This window comes from Neolewinella sp., from assembly GCF_965214665.1.
GTDB lineage: Bacteria > Bacteroidota > Bacteroidia > Chitinophagales > Saprospiraceae > Neolewinella.
In genome coordinates this window covers 4,400,309-4,423,560 of sequence record NZ_OZ243970.1, presented here as the reverse complement: position 1 = coordinate 4,423,560, position 23,252 = coordinate 4,400,309, and the positions used below count along the sequence as shown (strand labels likewise).

Genomic DNA, 23,252 nt, shown 5'->3' with positions numbered 1-23,252 from the left:
GGGTGGTGGGAGGATCGGGCGGACTAAAAGTCGAAACCGAGGTTGAGGTAAAACTGCTTGCTGCTGGGGAAGGGGGCCACCTCTAGGTTGGTAGACAGGCCTGAACCCCCATTGACGGAGGCTTCCGGATCGTAGCTACTGTAATCGGTGATGGTGAAAATATTGCGGCCCGAGATGCCAATGCGAAGGCCCTGAATGAAGGTATCGCCGAGTGGGACCCGGTAGGCAATCCCAGCCTCTCGCAGCCGGAAGTAGGAGCCGTCCTCAATAAATCCTTCCAGATTATCGAACTCCCGGGGAGTAGTATTGCCCAGGTTAGTCAGCAGCCGCGTGAGGTTGAGCACGTCACTACCCTGGCGCCAGTGGAAGAGAAAATTTACGTCCAAATTTTGGAAGAGAGTAAAGTTGTTGCCCCAGCCAAACTGGAAGTCCGGCTCCGCATTGCCAATCTGAGTAGGCACGCCTCCCACGTTGCCCCACAGCCCTGTGATCGGCGAGCCCTCATTGAGGTAGAAGGTACCGAGGCTGAGACCGAAGCCGACATTCGGGGGAACGAAACTGGGGATGTCCTCCCCCTCACTGCCGTCCGGTATGCCCAGTCGTGTAACCTCACTGCGGTTGAGCCAGAAGTTAAGGGTGGTACGGTACTCGAAGTCGGGGCCCCGGAAGGGCGTCAGCCCAAGTTGAAACTCAAAGCCCTGGTTACGTAGATCGAGGTCGTTGCGGATCTCGCTGCTGAAGCCCGTAGAAGTAGGAATGGAGCGATCGTACAGTAGGTTATCTACGTCGCGGATGTAGTAGGTCGCCGTGACGTTAACTTTGTTGTCGAACAGGCCGAAATCGGTGCCGAACTCCAGCTCCGAACTGGTCTCCGGCTCCAGGTCTTCCCGGCCTTGGCTACCCGCCACGGTTAGGCCAGGACGCCCGCCAATGCCATTGGTGGCCAGCGAGGTGAAGAGCCTACCAAACGTGGCACTGTTGCCAGTCTGTCCGTAGGCCACCCGTAGCTTCAATTGGTCGATGGGCCCGCCCTCATTCCAGAACTCGAACTCGTGGAGGTTGAGGGCGACTGAGGCGCGCGGGAAGGCGAAGAACTTGTTGGGATCGCCGTTGAGGGTAGACTTATCGAAACGTACCCCAGCCGTCAGGATCACCCGGTCACTGACGTTGACTTCTTCCTGAACAAGGTAGCCGAACTCCTCCACGTCCGACAGATTCTGAAAGGTTTGCTGGGCGCCCCCCTGCGCCAGGTTGGTTTGTAGCGGGATCAACTGAGTGGTCTGACTCAGTAGGTTATCCGCCGATTGGTTGAGGTAGGTGATGCCCGCCTGGGTGGTGAAGTTGATGCCGCCCTCGGTGTAAAAGTCGTGGACCGCGATGGCGCTGTAATTGTAATTAAACAGGTCGTTCTTGCCCTCTGCCAGGAAGCCGTTTTGCAGTCCGCGCTGAGATTGGAACGACTCGGGTACGTAGACGAAGGTTTTACCGAGGATGAAGTCCAGGCCCCCGTTGAAGATCAGGTTGAGAGACTGCTGATTGCTCTGGAGCAGGCGGTAGTTTACGTTGATGCCCTCCAGGATACGGTCGATGTTCTCCTCGTTACGCGTCTGGTCGCGCGTCTGTAGGGGATTACCGGAGAAATTAGGGTTATCGGGATAGATGCCGTTTTCGTCCGGAAATAGGTTGACGTAATCACGCGTGAAGGCTAGGGTATAGCCGTAACTCAGTCCACCCTCGTTTTCGTTGCCGCTGAAGGAGCGGGAGGCCTGGGAGCGGATGTAGCTGGTGTTGGACTGTACCTTGAGGCGATCGTTGACCTGATGCGAAACGTTGCCCCGAAGGGTAAAGCGCTTATAGCCGGTGTTCTTGATGATGCCATCCTCGTCGCGCCAACTGCCGCTAACGAAAAAGTTGGTCTTTTCGTTAACCCCCGCTGACCTTGAGGCGGCTGTCGGTGATGAAGCCCTCCTCTCCGTAGATGATGTCTTCATAGTCAAAGATCTCGCCCCGGGCTAGGGCAGCTTCGTAGTCGGCACGGGCCTGGCGGCCGGCGGCCTGCTGGTCGGGGTTTGCTCCACCGAATTCGGCCTCTATCTGCTCGGGGGTAAAGGTGCGGCGGCCCACCTTGCGGATGATGGTGTTAAAGCCGAGGTCCTGGTTAAAGGTGACCTTGGTGCGTCCCGAAGTTCCCTTCTTTGTAGTGATGATCACCACCCCGGCATTGGCCCGGGTGCCGTAAATGGCGGCGGCCGATGCCCCCTTGAGTACCTCAATACTTTCAATGTCATCGGGATTGAGGTCGGCAATGCGGTTGGAAGCCGTTTCTTCCGTTCCATCATTGGCCCCGGAAGCAGAGCTGCTGCCACTGGGCAACTCCAGGTTAGAAATATAGACACCATCGACGATGAACAGGGGCTGGTTGTTACCGGAGAGCGAGGACACCCCACGTAGGCGAACGGCATAGCCCCCGCCGGGGGCGCCGGAGGTCTGCACAATATTCACCCCAGTCAGCTTACCGTATAGGGCCCCGTCGACCGTCTGCTGACTCGTGATGCCCGTCAGCTCCTCCCCACTGACCACCGACACTGCGTTAGCCAGGTTCGACCGCTTGATGGTACTAGCCAGGCCCGTGACCACCACCTGTTCCAGGTTGGCTACATCTTCTTCCAGGGTGATGTCCAGGGGGGCAATGTCGCGCTCGACGTCCACCACCTGGGTAGCAAAGCCGGTATAGCTGAGTCGCAGCTGACTGCGGTCGTCCGGAATTTGCACCTCGAAATTGCCCTCGAAATCAGTAACGGTGCCGGTCGTGGTACCGACTACCAGGATAGAGACCCCCACCAATGGTTCGCCGGTGCCATCCTTGACGGTGCCGGAGACGGGGTACTGAGCAAGTAAAATTGTCGGTAGTAGCAGGCAGAGGGCTACCCGCCAGTGGGTCAGGGTGCTAAGCATGTATATATACGGTTGTTGGCGCGTGATTCGCCGCTCAATGTACTGCATTTGGTTACGAGTGCAAATTTATTCTTGGCGTTGAGTTTCAGCCACCGAATCCTCCGCAGCACTCGGCAGATCGGAAGGCCACGCTTCCGTGCCCTTCTCGTATCAGTTTGCACCTGGCTTACATGTGGGGCCCCCTCCCCACATGACGCAACCCCCTGCGTACCTTTGCGCCCCGGAATCTCACCTATGTCACGACCCACCCCTCACCACCAAACTCCGCCGACCCACCTGCTGGGCGTGCTGCGTACCCTCTGGCAGTGGCGTAAACCCATCGTGTTGACTACCCTGGCCGGGGCCGTACTGGCCGTGGTGATCTCGCTGTTGCTGCCGGCCTACTATACCGGCTTTACCTCCTTCGTGGCAATCAGCCCGGAGCAGATCTCGATCGAGAGCACCTTCGGTACCAGTACCAACCGCATTCAATTTTACGGGACGGGCGACGATATCGACCGCCTGCTGAGTATCGCGGAGAGTAACGAATTGGTCGACTTCATGGTCGATACCTTCAACCTGTATGGCGTCTACGACATCGACAGCACCTCCCTGAAGGGACCGGTGAAGGTGGCCCAGAAGTTCCGCAGCTACTACGAGGTGGAGCGCTCGCCGCGCGACATCCTGGAGCTGACCGTCGAAGACCGCGACCCGGTACGGGCCGCCGCCATGGCCACCACCGCCCGCCGCCACATCGATAAGTTGAACCTGAGCCTGATCCGCGCTACCCACCGCCGCAATGCCGATGGACTGGCCCAGGAGGTGGGGCAGAGCGAGCAGCAGCTGGCCGAGTTGAGCACCCGGCTCGCGGAACTGCGCCGTACCTCGGGGGTGTACAGTACCGAGGCCCAGAGCGAGGCACTTTCTACCCTCTCCGGGCAGCTCGATCAGCAACTCGCCCTCACGGAGGCGCGGCTGGAGGCCTTCCGGGAGCGGGGACTGCGCGATAGCATCGATCGGCTGAGCGTGAACCTGATCGGCCTGCAACGCTCGCGCACCGCGCTTGACGAGCAGCTACAGAAGTATAACGGCAGTGTGAGCCAGATCGCAAGCCTGGAGGAGGAACGCCTCCAGGCCAATGAGGCTCTGACCGAGAATCGCCTGCGCCTAAAGCAGTACCAGACCATCCTGAGCGGGGAGCGGCGCACCCTGGAGGTGATCGAGGAGGCCCAGGTACCGCTGGTAAAATCCTCGCCCGTCCGCTGGCTGATCGTCAGTATAGCTACCACGGTGACCTTCTTCTTCGCCGTGATCGGCGTGCTGCTGCTGGACACGGGGCGGCGGTACGACTGGACAAGCATCACCCGGTGACCCCCGCCCTGCTCCGCATCTACGTGGGCTACGCTGCCACGGTACTGCTCAGCGTAGGCGTGGCCATTGCCAGCGGCGCGTACTGGGTAGCGGGGGTGCCCGTGCTGCTGTGGGTGGCAGTGCAGTCGGTGCTCGATTTCCGGGCCCTGTTCTGGCTACTGCTCAGCATGATTCCGCTGGGTACGGAGGTGAACCTGCCGGGAGGCATCGGGACGGACCTGCCTACGGAGCCGATCGCCGTGGGGCTTACCGGACTGCTGATCGTGCATCTGGTACGCTACTGGCCGCAGTACGACCGGCGGACCTTTCTGCATCCCATCGCCTTACTGCTGTACCTACACGTGGCCTGGATTTTGGTGGCCAGCGTATTCGGGGAGATTCCACTGATCAGTCTGAAATTTTCGCTGGCCAAACTGTGGTACGTGGGGGCGTTCTTCCTGCTCCCGCTGCTACTGCTGACCACACCGCGGCGGGTGACCATCTTTGCGCACTGCATTTTCTGGCCGCTACTCTTCGTGGCGGTTCAGACGCTGCTACGGCACGCCGGCTACGGCTTTAGCTTCGCCGATCAGTTTCGCACCATGCACCCCTTTATGCGCAACCACGTAAGCTACGCGGGGTGTCTGGCTACCTTCACGCCCTGGCTGGGGTACCTGATCGTGCAGCGGCGGCGGACGGGGCGCAGCTATAAGTGGCTGCTCTACGGCATCGGCGCCCTGTGGCTGCTGGCTATCGGACTGGCCTTTACCCGGGCGGCCTACGTGGCGCTGGTGGGGGCCGTAGCGGCCTTTTACATCATCCGGCAGCGGCTACTTCGTCCCGCGCTCGTACTGGTCCTAGTGGCCGGCGTGGCTACGGCGGTGTACTTCACCTACGATGATAAGTACCTGGACTACGCGCCGGACTACGACACTACGATCTCCCACCAGCAGTTCAACGACCTCATCTCGGCTACCTACCAGCTCGAGGACATCTCCACGATGGAACGCTTTTACCGCTGGGTAGCGGGTGGCAATATGATCCCCTACCGCCCCCTGACGGGCTTCGGTCCGGGTAACTTCGTCGAGCACTACCAGGCCTATACCAACAACAACTTTACCACCTACGTCAGCGACAATCCGGAGCGTAGCGGCATCCACAATTATTACCTGATGACGCTGGTCGAGCAGGGGTATCCGGGCTTGTTTTTTCTACTGCTCTTTATGGCCGGCGTACTCGTCTACGGCGAGCAGCTCTACCACCGGCAGGCGGACCCGGAGGCGCGGGCGGCCATCATGGCGGGGCTGCTGTCGGTACTCATCGTGGCGGCCTTCTGTATCATCAACGACGTACTGGAGACCGATAAAATCGGCACGCTCTTCTTTCTGAGTGTCGCCATCATCGTCACCATGGGCACTTACCGGGGCGGGCAACTACCTAGTAGTCTGCCAGCCAGTACAGCACCATCCATAGACTGAACACGCCACTCAGCAGGCTCACCGTCAGGTAGAACAGTGCCAGCGTCCAGTACCCGCCGTGGGTAAGTTCGAGGATCTCGACGGCGTAGGTAGAAAAGGTCGAAAACCCGCCGCAGAAGCCCGTGAGCAGAAACAACTGGGCCGGTCGGCCGAGCTGACCGCGACTTAGCAGCGCTACGCCTAGTCCTAGGAGCACGCACGCCAAGAAATTTGCCGCGAAGGTAGACCAGGGAAAGTGACCCTGCCGCAGGGGTCCCGTGGGCAGCAGTACGGCGAGCCCGTACCGACTCATCGCACCCAGGCCCCCGCCCAGGAACACCCAGGCTAAATTCATGCGGGTTGGCCCACCTGCCGATTCTGGCTCGGCACGGAAGCGGGTGCTGCCGCCGTGGTAGTGGCGGCCTCGGTGGCGGCCTCCTCAATTTGCCGTTTGGTGCGCTTGATGGTGCGGGCGTGGGCATTGAGCCAGTAGGTAAGTCCTACAGCCGCGGCAATCTCGATGGCTAAAATCAGGTGCAGGTCCAGGACGGGATCCAGATAGAGGGCTAGGCTGATGAAGAACAAGTTCACCAGCGCCAGTACGAACGTCGCCTGGATGTGGCTCAAATTGGAATCGATGAGCAGGTGATGAATGTGCCGCCGGTCGGGCTTCATCGGGCTCACTCCCCGCAGTGCCCGGGTGACGAACACCCGGATGGTATCGAAGAGTGGAATGATCAGGATACCCACCGCCACGCTGATGGGGTGCTCAAAGCGGTACACCGCAGGAATTGTAGCCGTAGAGCAAATGTCGATGAATTCTACCGTCATCACCCCCAGCAATGTACCGATTACCAGGGCCCCGGTATCTCCCATGAAGGTCTTCTGCGTCCTGGAGATGTTGTAGTAAAGAAACGCCAGCAAGCCGCCCGCCGCCGCCAGGGCTAGAATGCCCAGGTGCGCCATGCCCACCACGAAGAACCAGGTACCGAAGCTCAGCATGGCGATGATGCCCACCGTACCGGCTAACCCATCGATGCCATCGATGAGGTTGAAGGCATTGCTGATGACCAGCAGGGTGAATACGCTAAACGTGATCGAGAGCCAGTACGGCAGGGTACCCGAGATGTAAAATAGGTCGTAAAGGCTCTCCAGCCGCACCTCGCCCCGGGTGACCAGAATGGCAATGGCGATGATGAGCCCGGCGGTTTTCTTGCCTGCGCTGAGCTCGGTGATATCGTCCTTTGTCCCGATCATGAACACGATAACTAGGGCGCTAAGGATGTACTGTAGACTATCCCACTCGCCGATCGGAGTGAGCAGCAGCGAGCAGAATAGTATACCCAAAAAGATCGGGATACCCCCCAAGCAAGGGGTGATGATGTCGTGACTGCTCCGCGCCTCGGGGTGCGCCACCAGCTTTTTTTCAATGGCGATCTTGATCACGTTGGGCATGATCGCAAACACAAGGGCAAAGGAAATGAGGAAGCTGAGTATAAACTCGAACATACACGTGGGCTTGGTGGGAGTAAGTCGGACAACGTAGGGACTAACAAATTTACTTCCGAAGCTATTGCTCCGGTATTACCTCAGGGTTAATTTTCGCTAAGATACATCTACCGCTACCTTATGAATCAAGTCGGCACCAGCTTGTTCGAGTGTACTGTACCCGTGTCAAAAATAATCCGCAGGCCGGCACACTCAAGGGCCGCGGTAGCCGCTGCTGCCGGTCCAGCGCCCTCCGCACCTCGTCCGCCTGGAGTTGCCCGGTACCCACCTGCAGACACATGCCCACGATGAGCCGCACCATGCCCCGCAAAAAGCGGTCGGCACTGATCCGATAACACAGCTCTTCCGCCCCGAAGTCCCACCGGCTCTCCGTCAGCGTACACCGCATGGTATAGGCATCCGAGTTCGTCTTACAGAAGGGAGCAAATTCGTCATAGGCAAGGAGCAACGCGGCAGCCTCCTGCATCCGTTCCCGATCCAGGTCACGCAGCTGCGGCAGCCAGGCCACCGTATCGGGCCGGAATGGGTCCTTCGCGTAACTGATGCAGTAGCGGTAGCTGCGCTGCGTAGCGGAAAAGCGGGCGTGCACGTCCGTTGACACTTCGTACAGGCCCCGCAGCGCGATATCTTCGGGTAAGTAGCGGTTCAGCCGGCCGAGCAGCCGCGGCGGCAACTTCCCCCCAAAGTCGAAGTGGGCGGCGTAGTCGCTAGCGTGCACCCCGGCATCCGTCCTGCCGCAGCCTACCAGCTTGATCGGCGCACCGAGCACCGTACTCAGGGCCGTGTCGATCGTCTCCTCCACGGAGCGGGCGTTGGGCTGCCGTTGCCAGCCGGCGTAGGCCGTTCCCCGGTAGGCGAGCTCCAGCATGTAGCGGGCCTCACTCACAGCAGCGCCCGTTTTTTCGACTGGGTCACGAAGGGCGGGTTCAGGTAAAACGGTTCGTAGGCGGCAACGCGTGGGCGGTCCCGATAGCTATCGGGAGCAGGTGCAAGCAGTAGGGAGGCCCTACACGCCTGGGGCCCGGAAAAGCTAAAGGCGTTATCCACCGGATCGAGCGCCTCATGCAGTCGCTGCTGACCGGGTCCACACACTAGCATCCGGCCCAGTCCCCTGCCCCCCAGTAGTTGTCCGCGCCAGGTCGGATCGCTCAGGCGTACGTTCATCACCTCGCTGCGGGTCTCCGGCCGGGCCGTGGCGGTAAATACCTGTCCGTACACTTCCCCCCGGCGGGAGTTGATGGTGGCCAGGATATGGTCCTTTCCCGCCGTATCGCGCGCCGCATAGGCCAGGGCCGTAAGCGTGGAGACCACCGAGAAGTCCAGCTCAGGCAGCGCCATGCACAATCCCTTGGCGGTAGCGGCTCCGACGCGCAGGCTGGTATAACTGCCCGGCCCGTCGCTGAGTACGAGGCCGGTAAGCCGGTCCATACTGATGCCCGCTTCGCGTACCGCCTGCTGGATAAACAGCGTAAGATGGCTGGCGTGCTGGTGAATTTCAGTCGCCGTGACCTCCGCCAGGATACTTCCTGCGTGCGCCACGGCGACCGAGCATACGTCGGTGGCGGTTTCCAGCAGTAACTCCATCAGTTGAGTAGTTCGGTGGGCGACCAGAATACGGTGGCGAAGTCCCGCACCGTGGCCTCTACTACGGCTACCCCCTCGGCCTCCAGACGCTCCTGCATCAGGGTGGGGGTGGCGAAGTGGTTGCGTCCGCTCAGTTCCCCCCGGCGGTTGACCACCCGGTGGGCGGGTACGTCATCGGCGACGCTGAGGCACTGAAACAGGGCCCAACCCACCATGCGGGCGCTACCCAGGGTGAGGTAATCGGCAATAGCCCCGTAGGTCGTCACCCGGCCGGGAGGGATGAGGCGGGTCACGTCGTGTACGTCGGCGATGTAGGGTGCGGCCAAGGGGGCTAGCGGTGAATCTCGCGCGCCATCTGCTTATCGCGGGCCGATTTGGGCATCGTGCCGAATACGTAGTCCCACAGCGGCTGGCTTACCCCGAATAGCACTTCGTCTTCACTGTAGTGATGGATGGAATGGTTGACCCAGAGTGCGCGCAGAAAATTGCGGGGTGGGGCATAAATGTGTACCGTATAGTGCACCATGAGGTAGAGGGCGTAGCCGACCACGAAGCCCGCCAGGTAGGAGAAGGCGTACTGCCCCAGCACCAGTTCGAAGAGAAAGAGCAGGCCCGTGGCCAGGGCGATGGCGACCAGGGGGGGCATGGCCAGACGACGCTTGTCCTTGGGGTAGTCGTGGTGCATACCGTGTAGCTTATAGGTGGCCTGCTTGTAGGCCTCGGAAGCCCCGTGGGGCGGGTGGTACACCCAGCGGTGTACGGCATACTCCATGAAGGTAAAACCCAGGGTACCGACCAGGAAGACGAGCACGACGATCAGGGTAGGGATATCGGTTCTTACCTCAGTGTACCAGAGTAGCCCGGTGGCGTAGACCAGAAAAATCACGATCGGGGTGGCGATGTGCGTCTGCGACAGCCGGTTCAGTAGCTTATTTTCGAACATCGGCGGAGACTGCTCCGCGTTTGATTTGAATTTTTGGGTGCGCGTCGTCATAGGGTTAGACTAGATTGAAGCGTTTTTTGATCTTGCGACCGTACATCCGCTTATACACCCGGTACATTCGTTGCAGGTGCTTGACGCTGTAAGTCGCCGGCTCCCCGTTCGGTTTTAGGTACCCCTGCTCTTGCATCCAGGCATCGTTGAAGACCTTCCCCAGGTACTTGCTACCGTGGTCGGGAAACAGCACAACGACGACGTCCTCCGGAGTGAGTTGCTTACGGATGGAGAAAACGGCCTCCAGGGCCGCTCCGCTACTGTAGCCCAGCAACAACCCCTCACGCTGCGCCAGCTCCCGTACCCGCAGGGCCGCCGCCCGGTCGCCCACCTTAATGAACTCATCGATGAGGTCGAAGGCCACGTTGTCCGGGATGATAGTCTTACCGAGCCCCTCCACCTTCCAGCTGAAGATCTCGTCGGGGTCGAAGACGCCCGTCTGCCAGTATTTCTTCAGTACCGAGCCGTAGGCATCCACCCCTACAACCGTTACGTTCGGATTTTGCTCCTTGAGGTAGCGGGCCGTGCCGGAAAGCGTGCCCCCGGTGCCGGCGCAGCACACGTAGTGGGTTACCTTACCTTCGGTATCCATCCAGATCTCGGGGCCGGTAGAGTGGTAGTGCGCCCCGCTGTTGTCCAAGTTCCAGTTCTGGCGCAGGTAGAAACTATTGGGGATGGTACCGGCCAGCTCCTCGGCGCGGCTGTAGTAGGACTCCGGGTCCCCGGGTGCGGCGTCTTTGGGGCAGAGGACAATTTTCGCTCCCAGGGCGGTCAGGAGCGCCTGCTTTTCCGGCCCCGCCTTGTCGGTCAGCGTCAGGATGCACTTATAGCCCTTGATGGCTGCGATCATGGCGATGCTGAAGCCGGTATTGCCGCTGGTGGCCTCGATGAGGGTGGCCCCGGGTTGGATGCGCCCCTTACGCTCCGCCTGCTCGATCATGTACAGGGCGGCACGGTCCTTGGCCGACTGCCCCGGGTTCATCGATTCCATCTTGCCGTACACGGCGGCCGGGATGCGACTGCCGCAAATGCGGTCGAGTCGGATCAGCGGCGTATTCCCGATGGCTTGTAGGACACTGTCGTAGTGCATGAAGGGGCAGGGGGTTTAGCGAGTGGGTCCAGCAAAGTTAGTGGCTGGGGGCTTAACGCGGTCATGGCGGCGGGAGTTGGTTACCTATCTTACGCCCCACTCACCCAAACACCCCCAAAGGACGAATGGCTAAATTTCGGGTCACCCTTAAGGCCAGACTTATTCTCGAAGACCGCGGACGCATCCTACTACTGAAACAGACCAAGCCCAACGGCGGCAACTACAGCCTCATCGGTGGCACCATCGAGCAGCAGGAGTACGCCGCCGAGACCCTCATCCGCGAAAGCTACGAGGAGGCCGGGGTAGAACTCACCCGCGCCGACCTGACCCTGGTTCACACCCTGCACAAGCGCTACAAACGGGCCCACCGCATCGTGCTTTACTTCCGGGCGCACCACTACGAGGGGCAGATCCGCAGCCGCGAGCGCGACAAATTCGAGAACGTAGCCTGGCATCCCTACGATGCCTTGCCCCCCAACCTGACCCCCACCGTGCGCCACGTGCTGCAGGAGTACCGGCGCGGCCGCATCTACTCCGAAATGGAGAAGTAGCCGGGCCTACCCTATATTTGTGCCGCAAAGAATGGCTTCCCTTCCGGTCCACAGTCTTACTACCGGAACATGACCAAGCCCGCCTACCTACCACCGGCCCTACGCATCTGCGACCTGGCCGAAGACGAGCAGCCCCGCGAAAAACTCCTCGCCCGGGGCCCCCGGTCCCTCACCGACGCCGAGGTGCTCGCCATCCTTATCCGCAACGGCACCCAGGGTACCTCCGCCCTCGATCTGGCCCGCCGGGTCCTGCTCTCTACCGGTCACGACCTGCACGAACTCGCCCGCCGCGAGGTACAGGACCTTACCCGCATCAACGGCATGGGTAAGGTAAAGGCCATGCAACTCATCGCCGCCCTGGAGCTGGGCCGTCGCCGCGAGGCCGCCCCGCCCCGCTCCTCCCCCACCCTGGCCAACAGTGAGGCCTGCTTCCGCTACCTGCGCCCCCTGCTGGGCGATCTCTACCACGAGGAGTTTCACCTACTGTGCCTCAACCGCGCCAACCGACTCCTGGGTGCTCACCTGATCAGCCGCGGCGGCACCACGGGCACGGTGGCCGATGCCAAGACCATCTTCCGCACCGCCCTTCAGCACGGCAGCGTCACCTCCCTGGTGCTGGCCCACAATCATCCCAGCGGACAGGCCCAGCCCAGTAGCGCGGATATCCGACTGACCAGCAAACTGAGCCGCGGCGCCCGTGACCTGGATTTGCACGTCCTCGACCATCTGATCGTGGCCGGTCACCGCTACTACAGCTTCGCCGACCACCAGCTGCTGGAGCGGGCGGAATGACAAAGGGGGAGATGACATATCTTCGCGCTTCCTTAACCAGATCCGGCTGCCGTGCTTACATTGGCCGCAGCGACAAACGCACCCCCCATGGCCTCTACGTCCGACATCCGCAACGGATTCACCTTCCGCCACAACCACGACATCTACAGCGTGATCGAGTTTCAGCACGTCAAGCCCGGCAAGGGAGCCGCCTTCGTGCGCACCAAGATCAAGAGCCTGAGCACGGGCCGGGTACTGAGCGAGACCTTCCCCTCTGGCCACAAGGTCGATGAGGTGCGTGTGGAACGCCACAAGATGCAGTACCTCTACAAGGATGATATGGGCTACCACTTCATGAACACCGAAACCTACGAGCAGGCGCGCATCCGCGAGGAGCTGATCGAGAACCCGGGCTTCATGCGCGAGGGTGACACCATCGAGGTGCTCTACAATACGGAGGACAATACGGCCCTGACGGTCGATCTGCCGCAGTACATCGAAATGGAAATCACCTATACCGAACCCGGCATCAAGGGCGATACGGCCACGAACACCCTGAAACCGGCCACCATCGAAACGGGTGCCGAGGTGCGGGTGCCCCTCTTCGTCGGCACCGGCGACCGAATCAAGATCGACACCCGCAGCGGCGCTTACGTAAGCCGTGTATAACTACCCCCCACGCATGACGCTAAAAGACATCCAGGAGCTGATCAAACTGGTCGCCAAAACCGAGATTACGGAGTTTAAGTACAAGGACGCCGAGGTGGCCGTGCACATTCGCGGCAAGTCCTATGTGCCCCCCAGTAGCGGCAGGTTAGCCACTACGGCAGCGCCCTCCATCATCAACGTGCCCGCCGCAGCCCCGGCCGTTGCCCCGGCCTTTTCCGCCGCACCCGCGTCCCCGCCCGCTGCTGCCGCACCCGCTGCTGCCACCAACGGCGGCGGCGCTACTGCCGATACCGGAGGCGCGAGTGGCGAGGCAGATAGCAGCAAGCTCGTCCAGATAAAATCGCCCATGATCGGCACCTTTTACCGCTCCTCCTCCCCGGACAAGCCGGTGTACGTGAAGGTGGGTGACCGCGTCGCGAAGGGAGATACGGTCTGCATCGTGGAGGCTATGAAACTATTTAATGAGATTGAGTCGGAGGTAGCCGGCAAAATTGTCAAGGTGCTTGTGGAAGACGCCCAGCCCATCGAGTACGATCAGCCGCTGTTTTTGGTAGACCCCACATAAGGTATGGCCAAGAAATTCAATAAAATCCTGATCGCCAACCGCGGGGAGATCGCCCTGCGCATCATCCGTACCTGCCGGGAGATGGGCATCAAAACGGTGGCCATCTACTCCACGGCCGACCGTGAGAGCCTGCACGTGCGCTTTGCCGACGAGGCCGTTTGTATCGGACCACCCGCCTCGGCCGAGAGCTACCTCAACATTCCCCGCATCATGGCCGCCGTGGAGATCACCAATGCTGACGCGGTGCACCCCGGCTACGGCTTCCTGAGCGAAAATGCGGACTTCGCCGAAATCTGTACCGACTACGGCATAAAATTCATTGGCCCCCACCCGGAGCAGATCCGCACTATGGGGGATAAAATTACGGCCAAGGACACCATGATTCGGGCCGGTGTACCCGTCGTGCCCGGTGATGGCACCCTGCTGAAGAGCGCCGAGGACGGTATGGAGCGCGCTGAACGAATGGGCTACCCCGTCATGATCAAGGCTACGGCCGGCGGCGGTGGCAAGGGGATGCGCATCGTGACCCGTAAGGAGGACTTCGTCGATCTGTGGGACAGCGCCAGAAAGGAAGCGAAGGCCAGCTTTGGCAACGATGGCATCTACATGGAAAAGTACATCACCCAGCCCCGCCACATCGAGATCCAGGTGATCGGCGACCAGTACGGCAACGTGGTACACCTGAGTGAGCGGGACTGCTCCGTACAGCGGCGCCACCAGAAGCTGCTGGAGGAGTGCCCCAGCCCCTTCATGACCGATGAGCTTCGCGACCGCATGGGCCAGGCCGCCATCGAGGCCGGCAGGGCCATCAATTACGAGGGCGTGGGCACGGTGGAGTTCCTGGTCGATGCCGACCGCAACTTCTACTTCATGGAGATGAACACCCGCATCCAGGTGGAACACCCGGTGACCGAGGAGAGCATCGACCACGACCTGATTAAGGAGCAGATTAAGGTAGCCTACGGCGAGAAACTCACCGGCAAGAATTACTTCCCTAAGGGCCACGTCATCGAATGCCGTATCAATGCCGAGGACCCCTGGAACGGTTTTCGGCCCAGCCCGGGTAAGATTACTAGCTTCCACAGCTCCAAGGGGCACGGCGTGCGGGTCGATACCCACGTCTACGCCGGCTACACCGTAAGCCCCTACTATGATAGCATGATCGCTAAGCTGATCGTCCGTGCGCCCACCCGGGCCGAGGCCATCACCAAAATGGAGCGGGCCCTGGATGAATTTATCATCGAGGGCATTAAGACTACCGTGCCCTTTCACCAGTGGCTACTGCGGCAGGAGGACTTCCGGGACGGCAATTTCGATACCGGTTGGCTGGCCCAGCAGGAGTTGCCCACCAAATAGGTCGGCCTACACCCCCCACCAGCCGAAGTATTCGCATACCCGGTAGATGAGGTACATCACCGCGATCACCCCGGTCAGCCAACCGATTAGTTCCCCCACTAGCTGCCCCGAGAAGGGCCGCTGAATGGGTAGCTCCTCCTCCTCACTGACGATGACCGGCTCCGGAATGCCATCAAAGAGCATGCCGATGGGGTCGGGACGGGGCCCCTTCCCAGTCCGCCGCTGTTCCGGCCAGTCGTCGAGTAGATCGTCGTGCATCACCTACACCATACTGCCGGCGCGGCGCAGCAGTTCGATGGTGGCGCGGATTCCGGCCTCGGGGGTCATGCTATCCCCCTCGTACTCGATGCCCATCCAGCCCCGGTAACCGGCCTCCTTGATGATTTTGAGCATGCGCAGGTAATCGGTGTGCAGCTCCGTACCGTCGTCGGCGAAGTCATAGGTCTTGGCGGAAACGGCCTTGGCGTATGGCATCATCTCCTTGACGCCTTTATAGCGGTCGTACTCATTGGCGCAGCCGTCAGCCGTGCGCTCCAGACAGAAGTTGCCAAAGTCGGGCAGGGTACCGCAGTTATCCATACCGGTGGCGGCGATCACGTCAGCCAGCCACTTGCCGTCGCTGCTGTAGCCGCCGTGATTTTCGACGATGACGTTGAGACCGGCCTGCTGCCCGTACTCACTCAGGCGGGCCAGGCCGTCGGTGGCAGCGGCGGCTACTTCCTCCCGGCTCCCCTGCCCGGCCGCGTTGACGCGGATACTGTGGCAGCCCAGGTACTTAGCGGCGTCGATCCACTTATAATGATTCTCCACGGCGGTCATACGCTCTGCTTCGTCGGTAGCCCCCAGGTTGCCCTCGCGGTCTACCATGATGAGGAGGGAGCGGACGCCGTTGTCCTCGGCCCGCTGCTTCATCTGCGCCAGGTAGGCCTGGTCGTTAGCCTTGTCGGGGAAGAACTGATTGACGTACTCGATGCCGCCCAGGCCGTAGGTCTCACGGGCTATGCGGGCGAAGTCCAGGTTGTCGTACTCACCGGAAAAGAAGGCCTTATTAAGGCTCCACTGCGCCAGGCTGATATCGAACCAGAGGTCGCCCTCGGGTGCAGTGGACGTGGTGCTCACGGTATCTTTTTTGCCCGTTGGGGTACAGCCGGTGAGGGCGGCGGCGGCAAAGACACCGCTAGCGTGGAGGAAAGTTCTACGTTGCATAGTGATCGACTTACTTCAGGGAAGTGTAACGGGCAGTTTGTTTAGCCCGGTGAAAGGTAAGGTAATCGATCCAGCCGATATCCGCCGGCCGGTGGTGCCCCATATCGTCGGCGACCAGGCCGCCCTCGCCCTTCCAGATGAGGTACAGGTCACCGCGCTCATTGCGCTGGGGAAGGTCCAGCACCACGTCCGTATAATCGTTCCATTCCTTGCGGCCCGCTACGGACTGACTCGCCAAGACCTTCCCCTCGGGTGCTCCGAGGCGCAGCTCGATCTCACCGCTACTGCGTGGGTAGAGGTGCAGACTCAGGCTACCGACGTCGGTCAGATCGATATTTGCCATGCGCATCCGTCCGCCGGGCCGGAAGGCGACGACCTGAAAGGCATTGGGCTGTCCGCTGCCGGGCACCACGGCGCGGTAGAGTCCATCGGCCGCCTCCTCGGCCTGCAGGGTCGGGGGGCGCAGCACGATCACCCCCTGGCCGACCAGGGGCGGGGTATCTCCGTCACCCCCACCGTCGCGGTAGGTAGCGGCCAGTACGTAGCTGCCCTCGCCCTCGCCCGGCCGCGCCGTACCGGAGAGTGGCATACGCCCGCCGTTATTGAGCGAAAGAATATAGCCTACCATGGTGCGGGCATCCTCCTCACTTAGGGTGGGGTGGGCGCTCATGAGCCGCTCACCCCACACGCCGTTGCCGCCGCGGATTACTTTCTTGGCCAGTGTCGCCACCGTAGCCGTCTCATCGTCGTAGTGCTCGGCTACCTGTACAAAGCTGGGGCCCACGTTCTCACTGCGCTCCTTGTGGCAGGTGTAGCAGTCACTGGCCTCGATGAGCGTCTCGCCGGCAGCGTAGCGTAGGTCGCCGGCCGGCAATTGCCGCTCGCCCCGGCGGATGCCATCGGCCAGGCGGGCGTCGCTCACCCAGGCGGCATTTACTACGGTCTGGCGGGCATCGAGGGTGCCGGCCGCGGCATCCTCGGTATCCTCTACGCTGGTGCGGTAGTCCAACGCGGTGCGGTCGGCAAAGAGGAAACTGGTATTGCCGTCGGCCACCAGCGCTACCCGGGGGCGGGCATTTCCCGCCGTCACTACCCGAGTCGCCTCGCTACGGGCCCCCAGCCGGTCGTACACCTCCAGGCGCACGGCATGCTTACCGGCACGACTGATCACCGGCGTCACCTCCACCCCAGTGCCCGCCGGCTCCCCGTCGACGTACCAGCGGTAGCTCAATCGGTCCCGGGGGTCGGGGTCGCTACTACCCGCTGCACTTAGCTTGGGTCGGAAGGGCACCCCGCCGGCCGTCTCGTCGATGTCCAGTTTAGCAATTGGGGGCCGGTTGCCCTCGGAATAGGTGATGCGCACTAGGCGAGCGTCGGGATTATTGAGGAAGTAGTCGTTGCCGTATTCGAGCAGGTAGATGGCCCCGTCGCGCCCGATCTTGAAGTCGATGGGTTTGCTGATCGGCACCTCCGGCAGAAAGTCTTCAATTTGTACGATCTCCTGCCGGGCCGAATCCAGCGTCACCACCTTCACCCAGCTGCGGGCCCACTCATAAATGAACCACTTACCGTGGTAGTACGCCGGCAGCGCCCGCCCCGCGATCGGGTACAGCCGCTCGGTATCGTAGAACGGCCCGGCCATGGCCGAGCGCGAGCCCTGCCCGAGTTGCGGAAATTCCTCACTAGGTCCGTAGGGGTACCACATCAGCGCCGGCTGGGCGGGCGGTAGCTCGCGGCTGCCGTAGTTGTAGGGGCTCTCGTTGATTGGAGCGGTGGGATCGAAGTAGTCACCCACCTCATCGGTCGCAAAGTCGCGCTGCCGGAAGGCAAAGTTGTCCCCCACGAAGTACGGCCAGCCGAAGTTACCCGCCTCCCGCGCCTGGTTCCACTCGTCGTAGCTCTCGGGGCCGTACTTACCCGGCTCGCCCACGTCCGGGCCTACATCGCCCCAGTAAAGGTAATTGCTCCAGGGGTCGATGGCGATACGGAAGGGATTGCGTGCGCCCATCACGTAGATCTCGGGCCGGCCCGCACTACCGTCCGCCGGAAAGAGATTGCCCTCTGGCACCTCGTAGCCTCCCTCCGCCAGCGGACGGATCCGCAGGATCTTCCCCCGTAAATCGTGGGTATTGCCCGAAGACTTCTGCGCGTCCCACGGACTCCGCCCCGGCCGCTCGTCGATCGGCGAGTAGCCGTCGCTAGCCTTACTACTGGTATTATCCCCAGTACTCAGGTACAGCAACCCATCGGGACCGAACTCCACGCTTCCCCCACTGTGGCAGCAAGTCTCGCGCTGCACGGCTACCCGGAGCACCTCGGTCTCGGAGTCCTCCACCAGCTCCCCGCTTCTAAACTCCCAGCGACTCAGCAGTTGGTCGGTCGAGTCACAGGGTGCGGGGCTGTAGTACAAGTAAATGTAGTGGTTCTCCTTCCCGTAGCCGGGGTCGAGTGCCAGCCCGTGCAACCCGTCCTCGTAGTTGCCCTCCGTACACACCGCGAAGTCCTTGACCACCGTCGTTGTATGCCGGAAGGGGTCGTACAGCTTCATCTTCCCCCGCCGCTCCAGGAACAGCACCTCGCCACCCGGCAGCACCTCCATCTCCATCGGTTCGTAGATGTCATCGTCCAGTACCTCCACCTGAAAACGGTCCCAGCGCGGCGCAGCGGGCGGCAACTCAGCCGGGGCCGCCGGTGCAAGCGCTGTGGTAAAGAAGCCGTGTGACTCAGTGGTATCCAGTTTCACCATGGGGGCGTAGACCAGGCCGTCACCGAGGGGTACAGCCTCCGTTGCTCCTGCTCTGCGCGCCTCTGCGTACCAGGCCCAGGCATAGGGTACCTCCGGCCGCTCATCGCGGATCAGCAGCCGTCCGCCGGCCAGCGCGAAGCGCTCTACGGCCCGGCGGCGGTGGGGAGTGAGGCTGTCGTGGTCTACTTCCACCAGGGCCAGGTTGCGGTAGTGGAAGAGCGAGTCCTCCTCCAGCATCCGGTAGTTGCCGGGTCGGATGGTAAGGAGGGGGCTATCGGCGGGAAGGGCAATGCGCTCTAGATCGCGGCGCTCATCAGCGCAGGTAGGGAGGAGTAGAGCTAGGACCTCGAAGTGAAGCGTCCGACGCTTGCAGGCGTCGGACGCTTACTGCCCCGCCCCGTACCTTGCACCTGCGACCCCGCCCGTTTACACCCCATGCGCATCACCAACCTTCTCCGCTCCAAAGAAGAAAAAGCCCTGGTCACCCGCAGTAAGGCCGGTGCCCCACCCGGAACGATGGTCTATACCGGCCAGCGGCAGACCGAGCAGATCCACCTACACCTGACGCAGTATTACGGCGACTACTTCAACGTACAGACCTCCCACGACGAGCTGCCCACCCCCCACTCCCGCAAGGCCACCCTATGGTACGATATGCGCGGCCTGCACGACCTGGTCCTCGTGGAACGCCTCGGTAAGCAGTACGGTATGCACCCTCTGGCGCTGGAGGATGTAGTGGACGTACAGCAACGCCCCAAAATGGAAGCCTTCGAAAACGGCGTGATGTTCACCATCAAGGCCTTCGCCTTCAATGCCGAGCGGCTGGAGTTGAGCGTAGAGCAGGTGAGTATCTACCTCACGGAGGGCGTAGTGGTGAGCTTTCAGGAAGATAGCGGTGACCTCTTCAAGAGCGTACGCAAACGCCTGGAAACCAGCAGTGGCCGTATCCGTACCCGGGGGGCCGACTACCTGGCCTACGCCCTGGTGGACAACGTGGTCGATAAATACTTCACCGTCATCGACCAGATTGAAGGGGAGCTGGACAGGCTGGAGGAGACCATCATGCGCTCGCCGGAGATACAGACCAAATCCAAGATCCACGACCTGCGGCTGTCGCTCCTGACCCTACGCAAGAGTATCAGCCCCTTGCGTGAACTCACCACCCGGTTTGCCGACGCCGAGTCTAGCCTGATTACGGCCGATACCCAGGTGTACGTGCGCGACCTGCGCGACCACGTCATCCAGATCACCGATCTGGTCGAAACCTACCGCGACGTCACCAACGGCCTCTACGACCTCTACACCAGCGAGATCAGCTTCCGCATGAATAGCGTGATGCAGACCCTGACGATCGTGTCTACTATATTCATCCCCCTGAGCTTCCTGGTGGGCGTGTACGGCATGAACTGGGATAATATGCCGGAGCTGCATACCCGCTACGGCTACTTCGTGCTCTGGGGGGTGATGCTGTGCCTGATCCTAGGCATGCTGGGGTGGTTTCGGTCGCGTCGTTGGATTTAACCGTAAATTTGCCCCCTTACCAGCCCAAGGTCAATGAACAAGCGCACCCTTACCATCATCGCCATCCTGCTGGCCCTGCTCTTTGTAGGTAGCCTGATCTGGGGCGTGACGACCAAAAACAAGCTACAGGCCAGCTACACCGAAAAGTCCGGTGAGGCCGAGCAGCTGACCCTACTGCGCGACAACCTCATGAAGTCGGTCGATAGCCTCGACCAGGCCTTCCAGGAGGTCAGCGGCGAAAATGCCCAGCTACAGGGTGAGCTCACCGAAGCGCAGGAGACCGCCCAGCGCGCCCTCTACGACATGCGTCAGGCCCAGAAGTCGCGTAAGAACGACAACGAGGTCGCCTACGAAATGCGCAAGCAGATCGAGGACCTGATCAACGTGCGCACCATGCTCGAGACCAGCATCACGGAGCTGACCGAGGAAAACAAGGACCTGCGGCAGCGCAACGTCGTGCTGCGCCAGGATCTCAGCACCGCCAAGACCGAGGCCTACGAAAACGCCAAGAAGGTCGATAACCTCAGCCGCATGAACGAAAGCATCGAGGCCGATCTGGAACGCATGACGCTAGGCAACTTCAAGGCCACCGCCATCCAGGTCGACCTGCTACGTAAGAACGGTAGCAACACCGCCAATGCCAGCCGCGCCCGCCGCATCGCCGTGAGCTTCGACCTGACCGACGTGCCGCAGGAATACCTCGGCGTGCGCCCCATCTTCCTGGTGCTGACGGATGAATCCTCCACCCCCGTGATCAGTGAGAACCCCGTGCGGGCTAAGTCGATCGTCAACGGCGCGGAGAAGGATCTCATCGCCCTGGAGGGCCGCGACGTCAACCTGGAGCGTAACCAGCGCATCAGCTTCACCCACGAGCTGGATGATAAGCTGGCGGAGGGCTTTTACCGGGCAGAAATCTATACGGACATTGGGATGCTGGGCTCGGCGAAGGTTCAGCTAAGGTAGACCCCTTCGGGGGTAGATGCCTTCGGCAGTTAGACCCCTTCGGGGGTAGAACTCGCTGTCGCGAGTGTAGACGCCTTCGGCGGTAGAGAGCTAGTAATACAAAGAGACCTAGTTTATGGTATTCCTGGATTTTGAGCAACCCCTAGAAAAGCTACACGAGCAGCTGGAAAAGGTCAGAGCGGTGAGCGAGGACGGGGTGGTCGACATGCAGCCCACCATCGCCGAGCTGGAGGAGCGGATCAAGCAGACGCGCCGCGACATTTATAGCAATCTCAGCGGCTGGCAGCGCGTACAGCTAAGTCGCCATCCGGAACGTCCCTATACACTCTACTACATTGAGCAGATGTGCCGCAAGTTTGTGGAACTGCACGGCGACCGCTGCTTCGGCGACGATAAGGCCGTCGTGGGCGGTATCGGGAATATGGACGGGCAGACGGTCGTCTTCATCGGCCACCAGAAGGGCGTCAATACGAAAATGCGGCAGTACCGTAACTTCGGTATGGCCAATCCCGAGGGCTACCGCAAGGCCCTGCGGCTGATGAAGCTGGCCGAGCGCTTCGGCTTTCCCGTAGTTTCCCTGATCGATACGCCCGGGGCCTTCCCCGGTATCGAGGCCGAGGAGCGCGGACAGGCCGAGGCCATCGCCCGCAACCTCTTCGAGATGGCGCAGTTGCGCGTACCCATCGTTTGCGCCGTGATCGGCGAGGGGGCCAGCGGCGGGGCCATCGGCATCGGCCTGGGCGACCACGTGATGATGCTCGAAAACACCTGGTACTCGGTCATTTCTCCCGAAAGCTGCAGCAGTATCCTCTGGCGCAGCTGGGACTTCAAGGAGCAGGCCGCCGAGGCCCTTAAACTCACCGCCGGGGACATGCATGGCTTCGGCATCGTGGATGAGATTGTGAAGGAGCCCCAGGGGGGTGCCCATACCGCCCCCGAGGAGATGGCCAAACTACTGAAGCGCCAGCTCAAAAAGGCCATCGCCGCGGTGCAGGAAAAGTCGGTCGATAAGATGGTCGAGGACCGCATCGAAAAGTATGCCTCCATCGGGCAGGTCACCCACTCCGACTGATCACCATGCGCACTCCTCCCCCCACATTTACCGGCACCGGCGTTGCGCTCATCACCCCGTTTCGGGCCGATAAGTCCGTGGACTACCCCGCCCTGGGCCGCCTTATCGATCACGTGATCGCCGGTGGGGTGGACTACGTCGTCTGCCTCGGCACCACCGGGGAGGCCATTACGCTAAGCTCCCAAGAGTGTCGGGAGATTCTGGACTTCACCATCCGCCACGTCGACGAGCGGGTGCCGATCGTGGCCGGCTTCTTCGGCGGCAACTATACGGAGCGGCTCGTAGGTACCATCCGCGACTACAATTTCGACGGGGTGGCGGGCATCATGTCCAGCAGCCCAGCCTACAGCAAACCGCCCCAGGAGGGTATCTACCAGCACTACACGCGAGTAGCCGAGGTAGCCCCCCGGCCACTCATCATCTACAACGTGCCCGGCCGCACCAGCTCTAACGTACATCCGGAAACCGTGCTGCGCCTGGCTGAGGCCACCGACCGCTTCGCCGCCGTCAAGGAAGCCAGTGGCGTGCTGGATCAGGCTGCCCAAATCCTGAAGCACCGTCCGGATCACCTGGCCGTGCTCTGCGGCGACGATCCCCTAGCCACGGCTATGATCGCGGTGGGCGCCCATGGTGGCATCAGCGTGATCGCCAATGCCCTGCCCGCCCAGTTTAGCCGCATGGTTCGGGCCGCATTAGACAGCGATGTAGCCGAAGCGCGCCAACTCCATTTCGACCTGCTCGACGTGCACCCCCTGCTCTACGTAGAGGGCAACCCCATCGGCATCAAGGCGGCCTGCGCGCTGCTGGGGCTGTGCGACAATTACCTACGCGTGCCCCTCGTTCCCCTCTCGGCGGCCAACGAGGACAAACTACGCGAGGTACTCGCCCGCGTCCCCGAGCTGGTGCCCTAGCGG

General features: G+C 61.3%; 23 protein-coding genes. 11 read left to right on the top strand and 12 right to left on the bottom strand.

What is annotated here, in order from left to right; translation table 11 throughout:
* Positions 1-23 precede the first annotated feature (23 nt).
* Positions 24-1,991 carry a TonB-dependent receptor domain-containing protein gene (locus tag ACOOHD_RS18960; protein WP_420459448.1) on the bottom strand — a complete coding sequence of 656 codons (1,968 nt, stop codon included), beginning with the start codon at positions 1,989-1,991 and terminating at the stop codon, positions 24-26.
* Positions 1,924-2,955, bottom strand: a complete 1,032-nt coding sequence (locus ACOOHD_RS18955) for a carboxypeptidase-like regulatory domain-containing protein (protein WP_420459447.1) — start codon at positions 2,953-2,955, stop codon at positions 1,924-1,926. The genes ACOOHD_RS18960 and ACOOHD_RS18955 overlap by 68 nt, the downstream gene beginning before the upstream one ends.
* A 234-nt stretch (positions 2,956-3,189) precedes the next feature.
* Between ACOOHD_RS18955 and ACOOHD_RS18950 the strand changes: the two genes are divergently transcribed.
* Positions 3,190-4,305 (top strand): hypothetical protein, encoded by a 1,116-nt coding sequence (locus ACOOHD_RS18950; RefSeq protein ID WP_420459446.1) that lies wholly within the window; start codon positions 3,190-3,192, stop codon positions 4,303-4,305.
* Positions 4,302-5,762, top strand: coding sequence for an O-antigen ligase family protein (locus ACOOHD_RS18945; RefSeq protein ID WP_420459445.1), 1,461 nt, complete (start codon positions 4,302-4,304; stop codon positions 5,760-5,762). Before ACOOHD_RS18950 ends, ACOOHD_RS18945 begins: the two co-directional genes overlap by 4 nt.
* On the opposite strand, the gene ACOOHD_RS18940 is transcribed toward ACOOHD_RS18945, so the two are convergent.
* From ACOOHD_RS18940 to ACOOHD_RS18910, 7 genes are all read right to left on the bottom strand, one after another.
* Positions 5,722-6,096, bottom strand: coding sequence for a fluoride efflux transporter FluC (locus tag ACOOHD_RS18940; RefSeq protein WP_420459444.1), 375 nt, complete (start codon positions 6,094-6,096; stop codon positions 5,722-5,724). The genes ACOOHD_RS18945 and ACOOHD_RS18940 overlap by 41 nt on opposite strands.
* A complete protein-coding gene (locus ACOOHD_RS18935) occupies positions 6,093-7,250 on the bottom strand; it encodes a glycosyltransferase family 4 protein (RefSeq protein WP_420459443.1) in 1,158 nt (385 codons plus the stop codon). The genes ACOOHD_RS18940 and ACOOHD_RS18935 overlap by 4 nt, the downstream gene beginning before the upstream one ends.
* A 118-nt stretch (positions 7,251-7,368) precedes the next feature.
* A complete protein-coding gene (gene truA, locus ACOOHD_RS18930; RefSeq protein WP_420459442.1) occupies positions 7,369-8,136 on the bottom strand; it encodes a tRNA pseudouridine(38-40) synthase TruA in 768 nt (255 codons plus the stop codon).
* Positions 8,133-8,834: a tRNA (adenosine(37)-N6)-threonylcarbamoyltransferase complex dimerization subunit type 1 TsaB gene (gene tsaB / locus ACOOHD_RS18925; protein ID WP_420459441.1), complete on the bottom strand. Its 702-nt coding sequence runs from the start codon at positions 8,832-8,834 to the stop codon at positions 8,133-8,135. The genes truA and tsaB overlap by 4 nt, the downstream gene beginning before the upstream one ends.
* Positions 8,834-9,160 carry an MGMT family protein gene (locus ACOOHD_RS18920; protein ID WP_420459440.1) on the bottom strand — a complete coding sequence of 109 codons (327 nt, stop codon included), beginning with the start codon at positions 9,158-9,160 and terminating at the stop codon, positions 8,834-8,836. Before ACOOHD_RS18920 ends, tsaB begins: the two co-directional genes overlap by 1 nt.
* Before the next feature lie 5 nt (positions 9,161-9,165).
* On the bottom strand, positions 9,166-9,828 hold the full coding sequence (locus tag ACOOHD_RS18915; RefSeq protein ID WP_420459439.1) for a sterol desaturase family protein: 663 nt from the start codon (positions 9,826-9,828) through the stop codon (positions 9,166-9,168).
* 4 nt (positions 9,829-9,832) lie between these two features.
* Entirely contained in the window at positions 9,833-10,918 is a 1,086-nt protein-coding gene (locus tag ACOOHD_RS18910) for a PLP-dependent cysteine synthase family protein (RefSeq protein ID WP_420459438.1), read from the bottom strand.
* Between the two features lie 125 nt (positions 10,919-11,043).
* Between ACOOHD_RS18910 and ACOOHD_RS18905 the strand changes: the two genes are divergently transcribed.
* The 5 genes from ACOOHD_RS18905 (at position 11,044) to accC (ending at position 14,830) form a co-directional block, all read left to right on the top strand.
* Complete coding sequence (locus ACOOHD_RS18905) at positions 11,044-11,469, top strand: NUDIX domain-containing protein (protein ID WP_420459437.1); 426 nt, start codon at positions 11,044-11,046, stop codon at positions 11,467-11,469.
* Positions 11,470-11,538: 69 nt separating this feature from the next.
* Positions 11,539-12,261 (top strand): RadC family protein, encoded by a 723-nt coding sequence (radC, locus tag ACOOHD_RS18900; RefSeq protein ID WP_420459436.1) that lies wholly within the window; start codon positions 11,539-11,541, stop codon positions 12,259-12,261.
* A gap of 87 nt (positions 12,262-12,348) precedes the next feature.
* Positions 12,349-12,909, top strand: coding sequence for an elongation factor P (efp, locus tag ACOOHD_RS18895; protein ID WP_420459435.1), 561 nt, complete (start codon positions 12,349-12,351; stop codon positions 12,907-12,909).
* 13 nt (positions 12,910-12,922) lie between these two features.
* Positions 12,923-13,474, top strand: coding sequence for an acetyl-CoA carboxylase biotin carboxyl carrier protein (gene accB / locus ACOOHD_RS18890; RefSeq protein WP_420459434.1), 552 nt, complete (start codon positions 12,923-12,925; stop codon positions 13,472-13,474).
* Between the two features lie 3 nt (positions 13,475-13,477).
* A complete protein-coding gene (gene accC / locus ACOOHD_RS18885; RefSeq protein ID WP_420459433.1) occupies positions 13,478-14,830 on the top strand; it encodes an acetyl-CoA carboxylase biotin carboxylase subunit in 1,353 nt (450 codons plus the stop codon).
* 6 nt (positions 14,831-14,836) lie between these two features.
* Here accC and ACOOHD_RS18880 read toward each other — a convergent pair whose 3' ends face one another.
* From ACOOHD_RS18880 to ACOOHD_RS18870, 3 genes are read right to left on the bottom strand one after another with little or no spacing between them, the layout of a single operon-like run.
* Positions 14,837-15,088, bottom strand: coding sequence for a hypothetical protein (locus tag ACOOHD_RS18880; protein WP_420459432.1), 252 nt, complete (start codon positions 15,086-15,088; stop codon positions 14,837-14,839).
* A 3-nt stretch (positions 15,089-15,091) separates the two neighbouring features.
* A complete protein-coding gene (locus ACOOHD_RS18875; RefSeq protein ID WP_420461452.1) occupies positions 15,092-16,042 on the bottom strand; it encodes a sugar phosphate isomerase/epimerase family protein in 951 nt (316 codons plus the stop codon).
* Positions 16,043-16,046: 4 nt separating this feature from the next.
* Entirely contained in the window at positions 16,047-19,019 is a 2,973-nt protein-coding gene (locus tag ACOOHD_RS18870) for a PQQ-dependent sugar dehydrogenase (protein ID WP_420459431.1), read from the bottom strand.
* Between the two features lie 198 nt (positions 19,020-19,217).
* Here ACOOHD_RS18870 and corA point away from each other — a divergent pair, with 198 nt between their 5' ends.
* The 4 genes from corA to dapA all read left to right on the top strand — a co-directional run bounded on the left by corA (position 19,218) and on the right by dapA (position 23,249).
* Positions 19,218-20,303, top strand: a complete 1,086-nt coding sequence (gene corA, locus ACOOHD_RS18865) for a magnesium/cobalt transporter CorA (RefSeq protein ID WP_420459430.1) — start codon at positions 19,218-19,220, stop codon at positions 20,301-20,303.
* Positions 20,304-20,336: 33 nt separating this feature from the next.
* Entirely contained in the window at positions 20,337-21,266 is a 930-nt protein-coding gene (locus ACOOHD_RS18860; protein ID WP_420459429.1) for a hypothetical protein, read from the top strand.
* 115 nt (positions 21,267-21,381) lie between these two features.
* Positions 21,382-22,338: an acetyl-CoA carboxylase carboxyltransferase subunit alpha gene (locus tag ACOOHD_RS18855; RefSeq protein ID WP_420459428.1), complete on the top strand. Its 957-nt coding sequence runs from the start codon at positions 21,382-21,384 to the stop codon at positions 22,336-22,338.
* Positions 22,339-22,343: 5 nt separating this feature from the next.
* Positions 22,344-23,249, top strand: a complete 906-nt coding sequence (dapA, locus tag ACOOHD_RS18850; RefSeq protein ID WP_420459427.1) for a 4-hydroxy-tetrahydrodipicolinate synthase — start codon at positions 22,344-22,346, stop codon at positions 23,247-23,249.
* Positions 23,250-23,252 lie beyond the last annotated feature (3 nt).

Excerpts from the sequence above, each read along its gene's own strand:
- ACOOHD_RS18960 (WP_420459448.1), bottom strand. The coding sequence starts at position 1,991 with ATGAAGACATCATCTACGGAGAGGAGGGCTTCATCACCGACAGCCGCC.
- ACOOHD_RS18955 (WP_420459447.1), bottom strand. The coding sequence starts at position 2,955 with ATGCTTAGCACCCTGACCCACTGGCGGGTAGCCCTCTGCCTGCTACTA.
- ACOOHD_RS18950 (WP_420459446.1), top strand. The coding sequence starts at position 3,190 with ATGTCACGACCCACCCCTCACCACCAAACTCCGCCGACCCACCTGCTG.
- ACOOHD_RS18940 (WP_420459444.1), bottom strand. The coding sequence starts at position 6,096 with ATGAATTTAGCCTGGGTGTTCCTGGGCGGGGGCCTGGGTGCGATGAGT.
- ACOOHD_RS18935 (WP_420459443.1), bottom strand. The coding sequence starts at position 7,250 with ATGTTCGAGTTTATACTCAGCTTCCTCATTTCCTTTGCCCTTGTGTTT.
- tsaB (WP_420459441.1), bottom strand. The coding sequence starts at position 8,834 with ATGGAGTTACTGCTGGAAACCGCCACCGACGTATGCTCGGTCGCCGTG.
- ACOOHD_RS18915 (WP_420459439.1), bottom strand. The coding sequence starts at position 9,828 with ATGACGACGCGCACCCAAAAATTCAAATCAAACGCGGAGCAGTCTCCG.
- ACOOHD_RS18910 (WP_420459438.1), bottom strand. The coding sequence starts at position 10,918 with ATGCACTACGACAGTGTCCTACAAGCCATCGGGAATACGCCGCTGATC.
- ACOOHD_RS18905 (WP_420459437.1), top strand. The coding sequence starts at position 11,044 with ATGGCTAAATTTCGGGTCACCCTTAAGGCCAGACTTATTCTCGAAGAC.
- radC (WP_420459436.1), top strand. The coding sequence starts at position 11,539 with ATGACCAAGCCCGCCTACCTACCACCGGCCCTACGCATCTGCGACCTG.
- efp (WP_420459435.1), top strand. The coding sequence starts at position 12,349 with ATGGCCTCTACGTCCGACATCCGCAACGGATTCACCTTCCGCCACAAC.
- accB (WP_420459434.1), top strand. The coding sequence starts at position 12,923 with ATGACGCTAAAAGACATCCAGGAGCTGATCAAACTGGTCGCCAAAACC.
- accC (WP_420459433.1), top strand. The coding sequence starts at position 13,478 with ATGGCCAAGAAATTCAATAAAATCCTGATCGCCAACCGCGGGGAGATC.
- ACOOHD_RS18880 (WP_420459432.1), bottom strand. The coding sequence starts at position 15,088 with ATGCACGACGATCTACTCGACGACTGGCCGGAACAGCGGCGGACTGGG.
- ACOOHD_RS18870 (WP_420459431.1), bottom strand. The coding sequence starts at position 19,019 with ATGCTGGAGGAGGACTCGCTCTTCCACTACCGCAACCTGGCCCTGGTG.
- corA (WP_420459430.1), top strand. The coding sequence starts at position 19,218 with ATGCGCATCACCAACCTTCTCCGCTCCAAAGAAGAAAAAGCCCTGGTC.
- ACOOHD_RS18860 (WP_420459429.1), top strand. The coding sequence starts at position 20,337 with ATGAACAAGCGCACCCTTACCATCATCGCCATCCTGCTGGCCCTGCTC.
- ACOOHD_RS18855 (WP_420459428.1), top strand. The coding sequence starts at position 21,382 with ATGGTATTCCTGGATTTTGAGCAACCCCTAGAAAAGCTACACGAGCAG.
- dapA (WP_420459427.1), top strand. The coding sequence starts at position 22,344 with ATGCGCACTCCTCCCCCCACATTTACCGGCACCGGCGTTGCGCTCATC.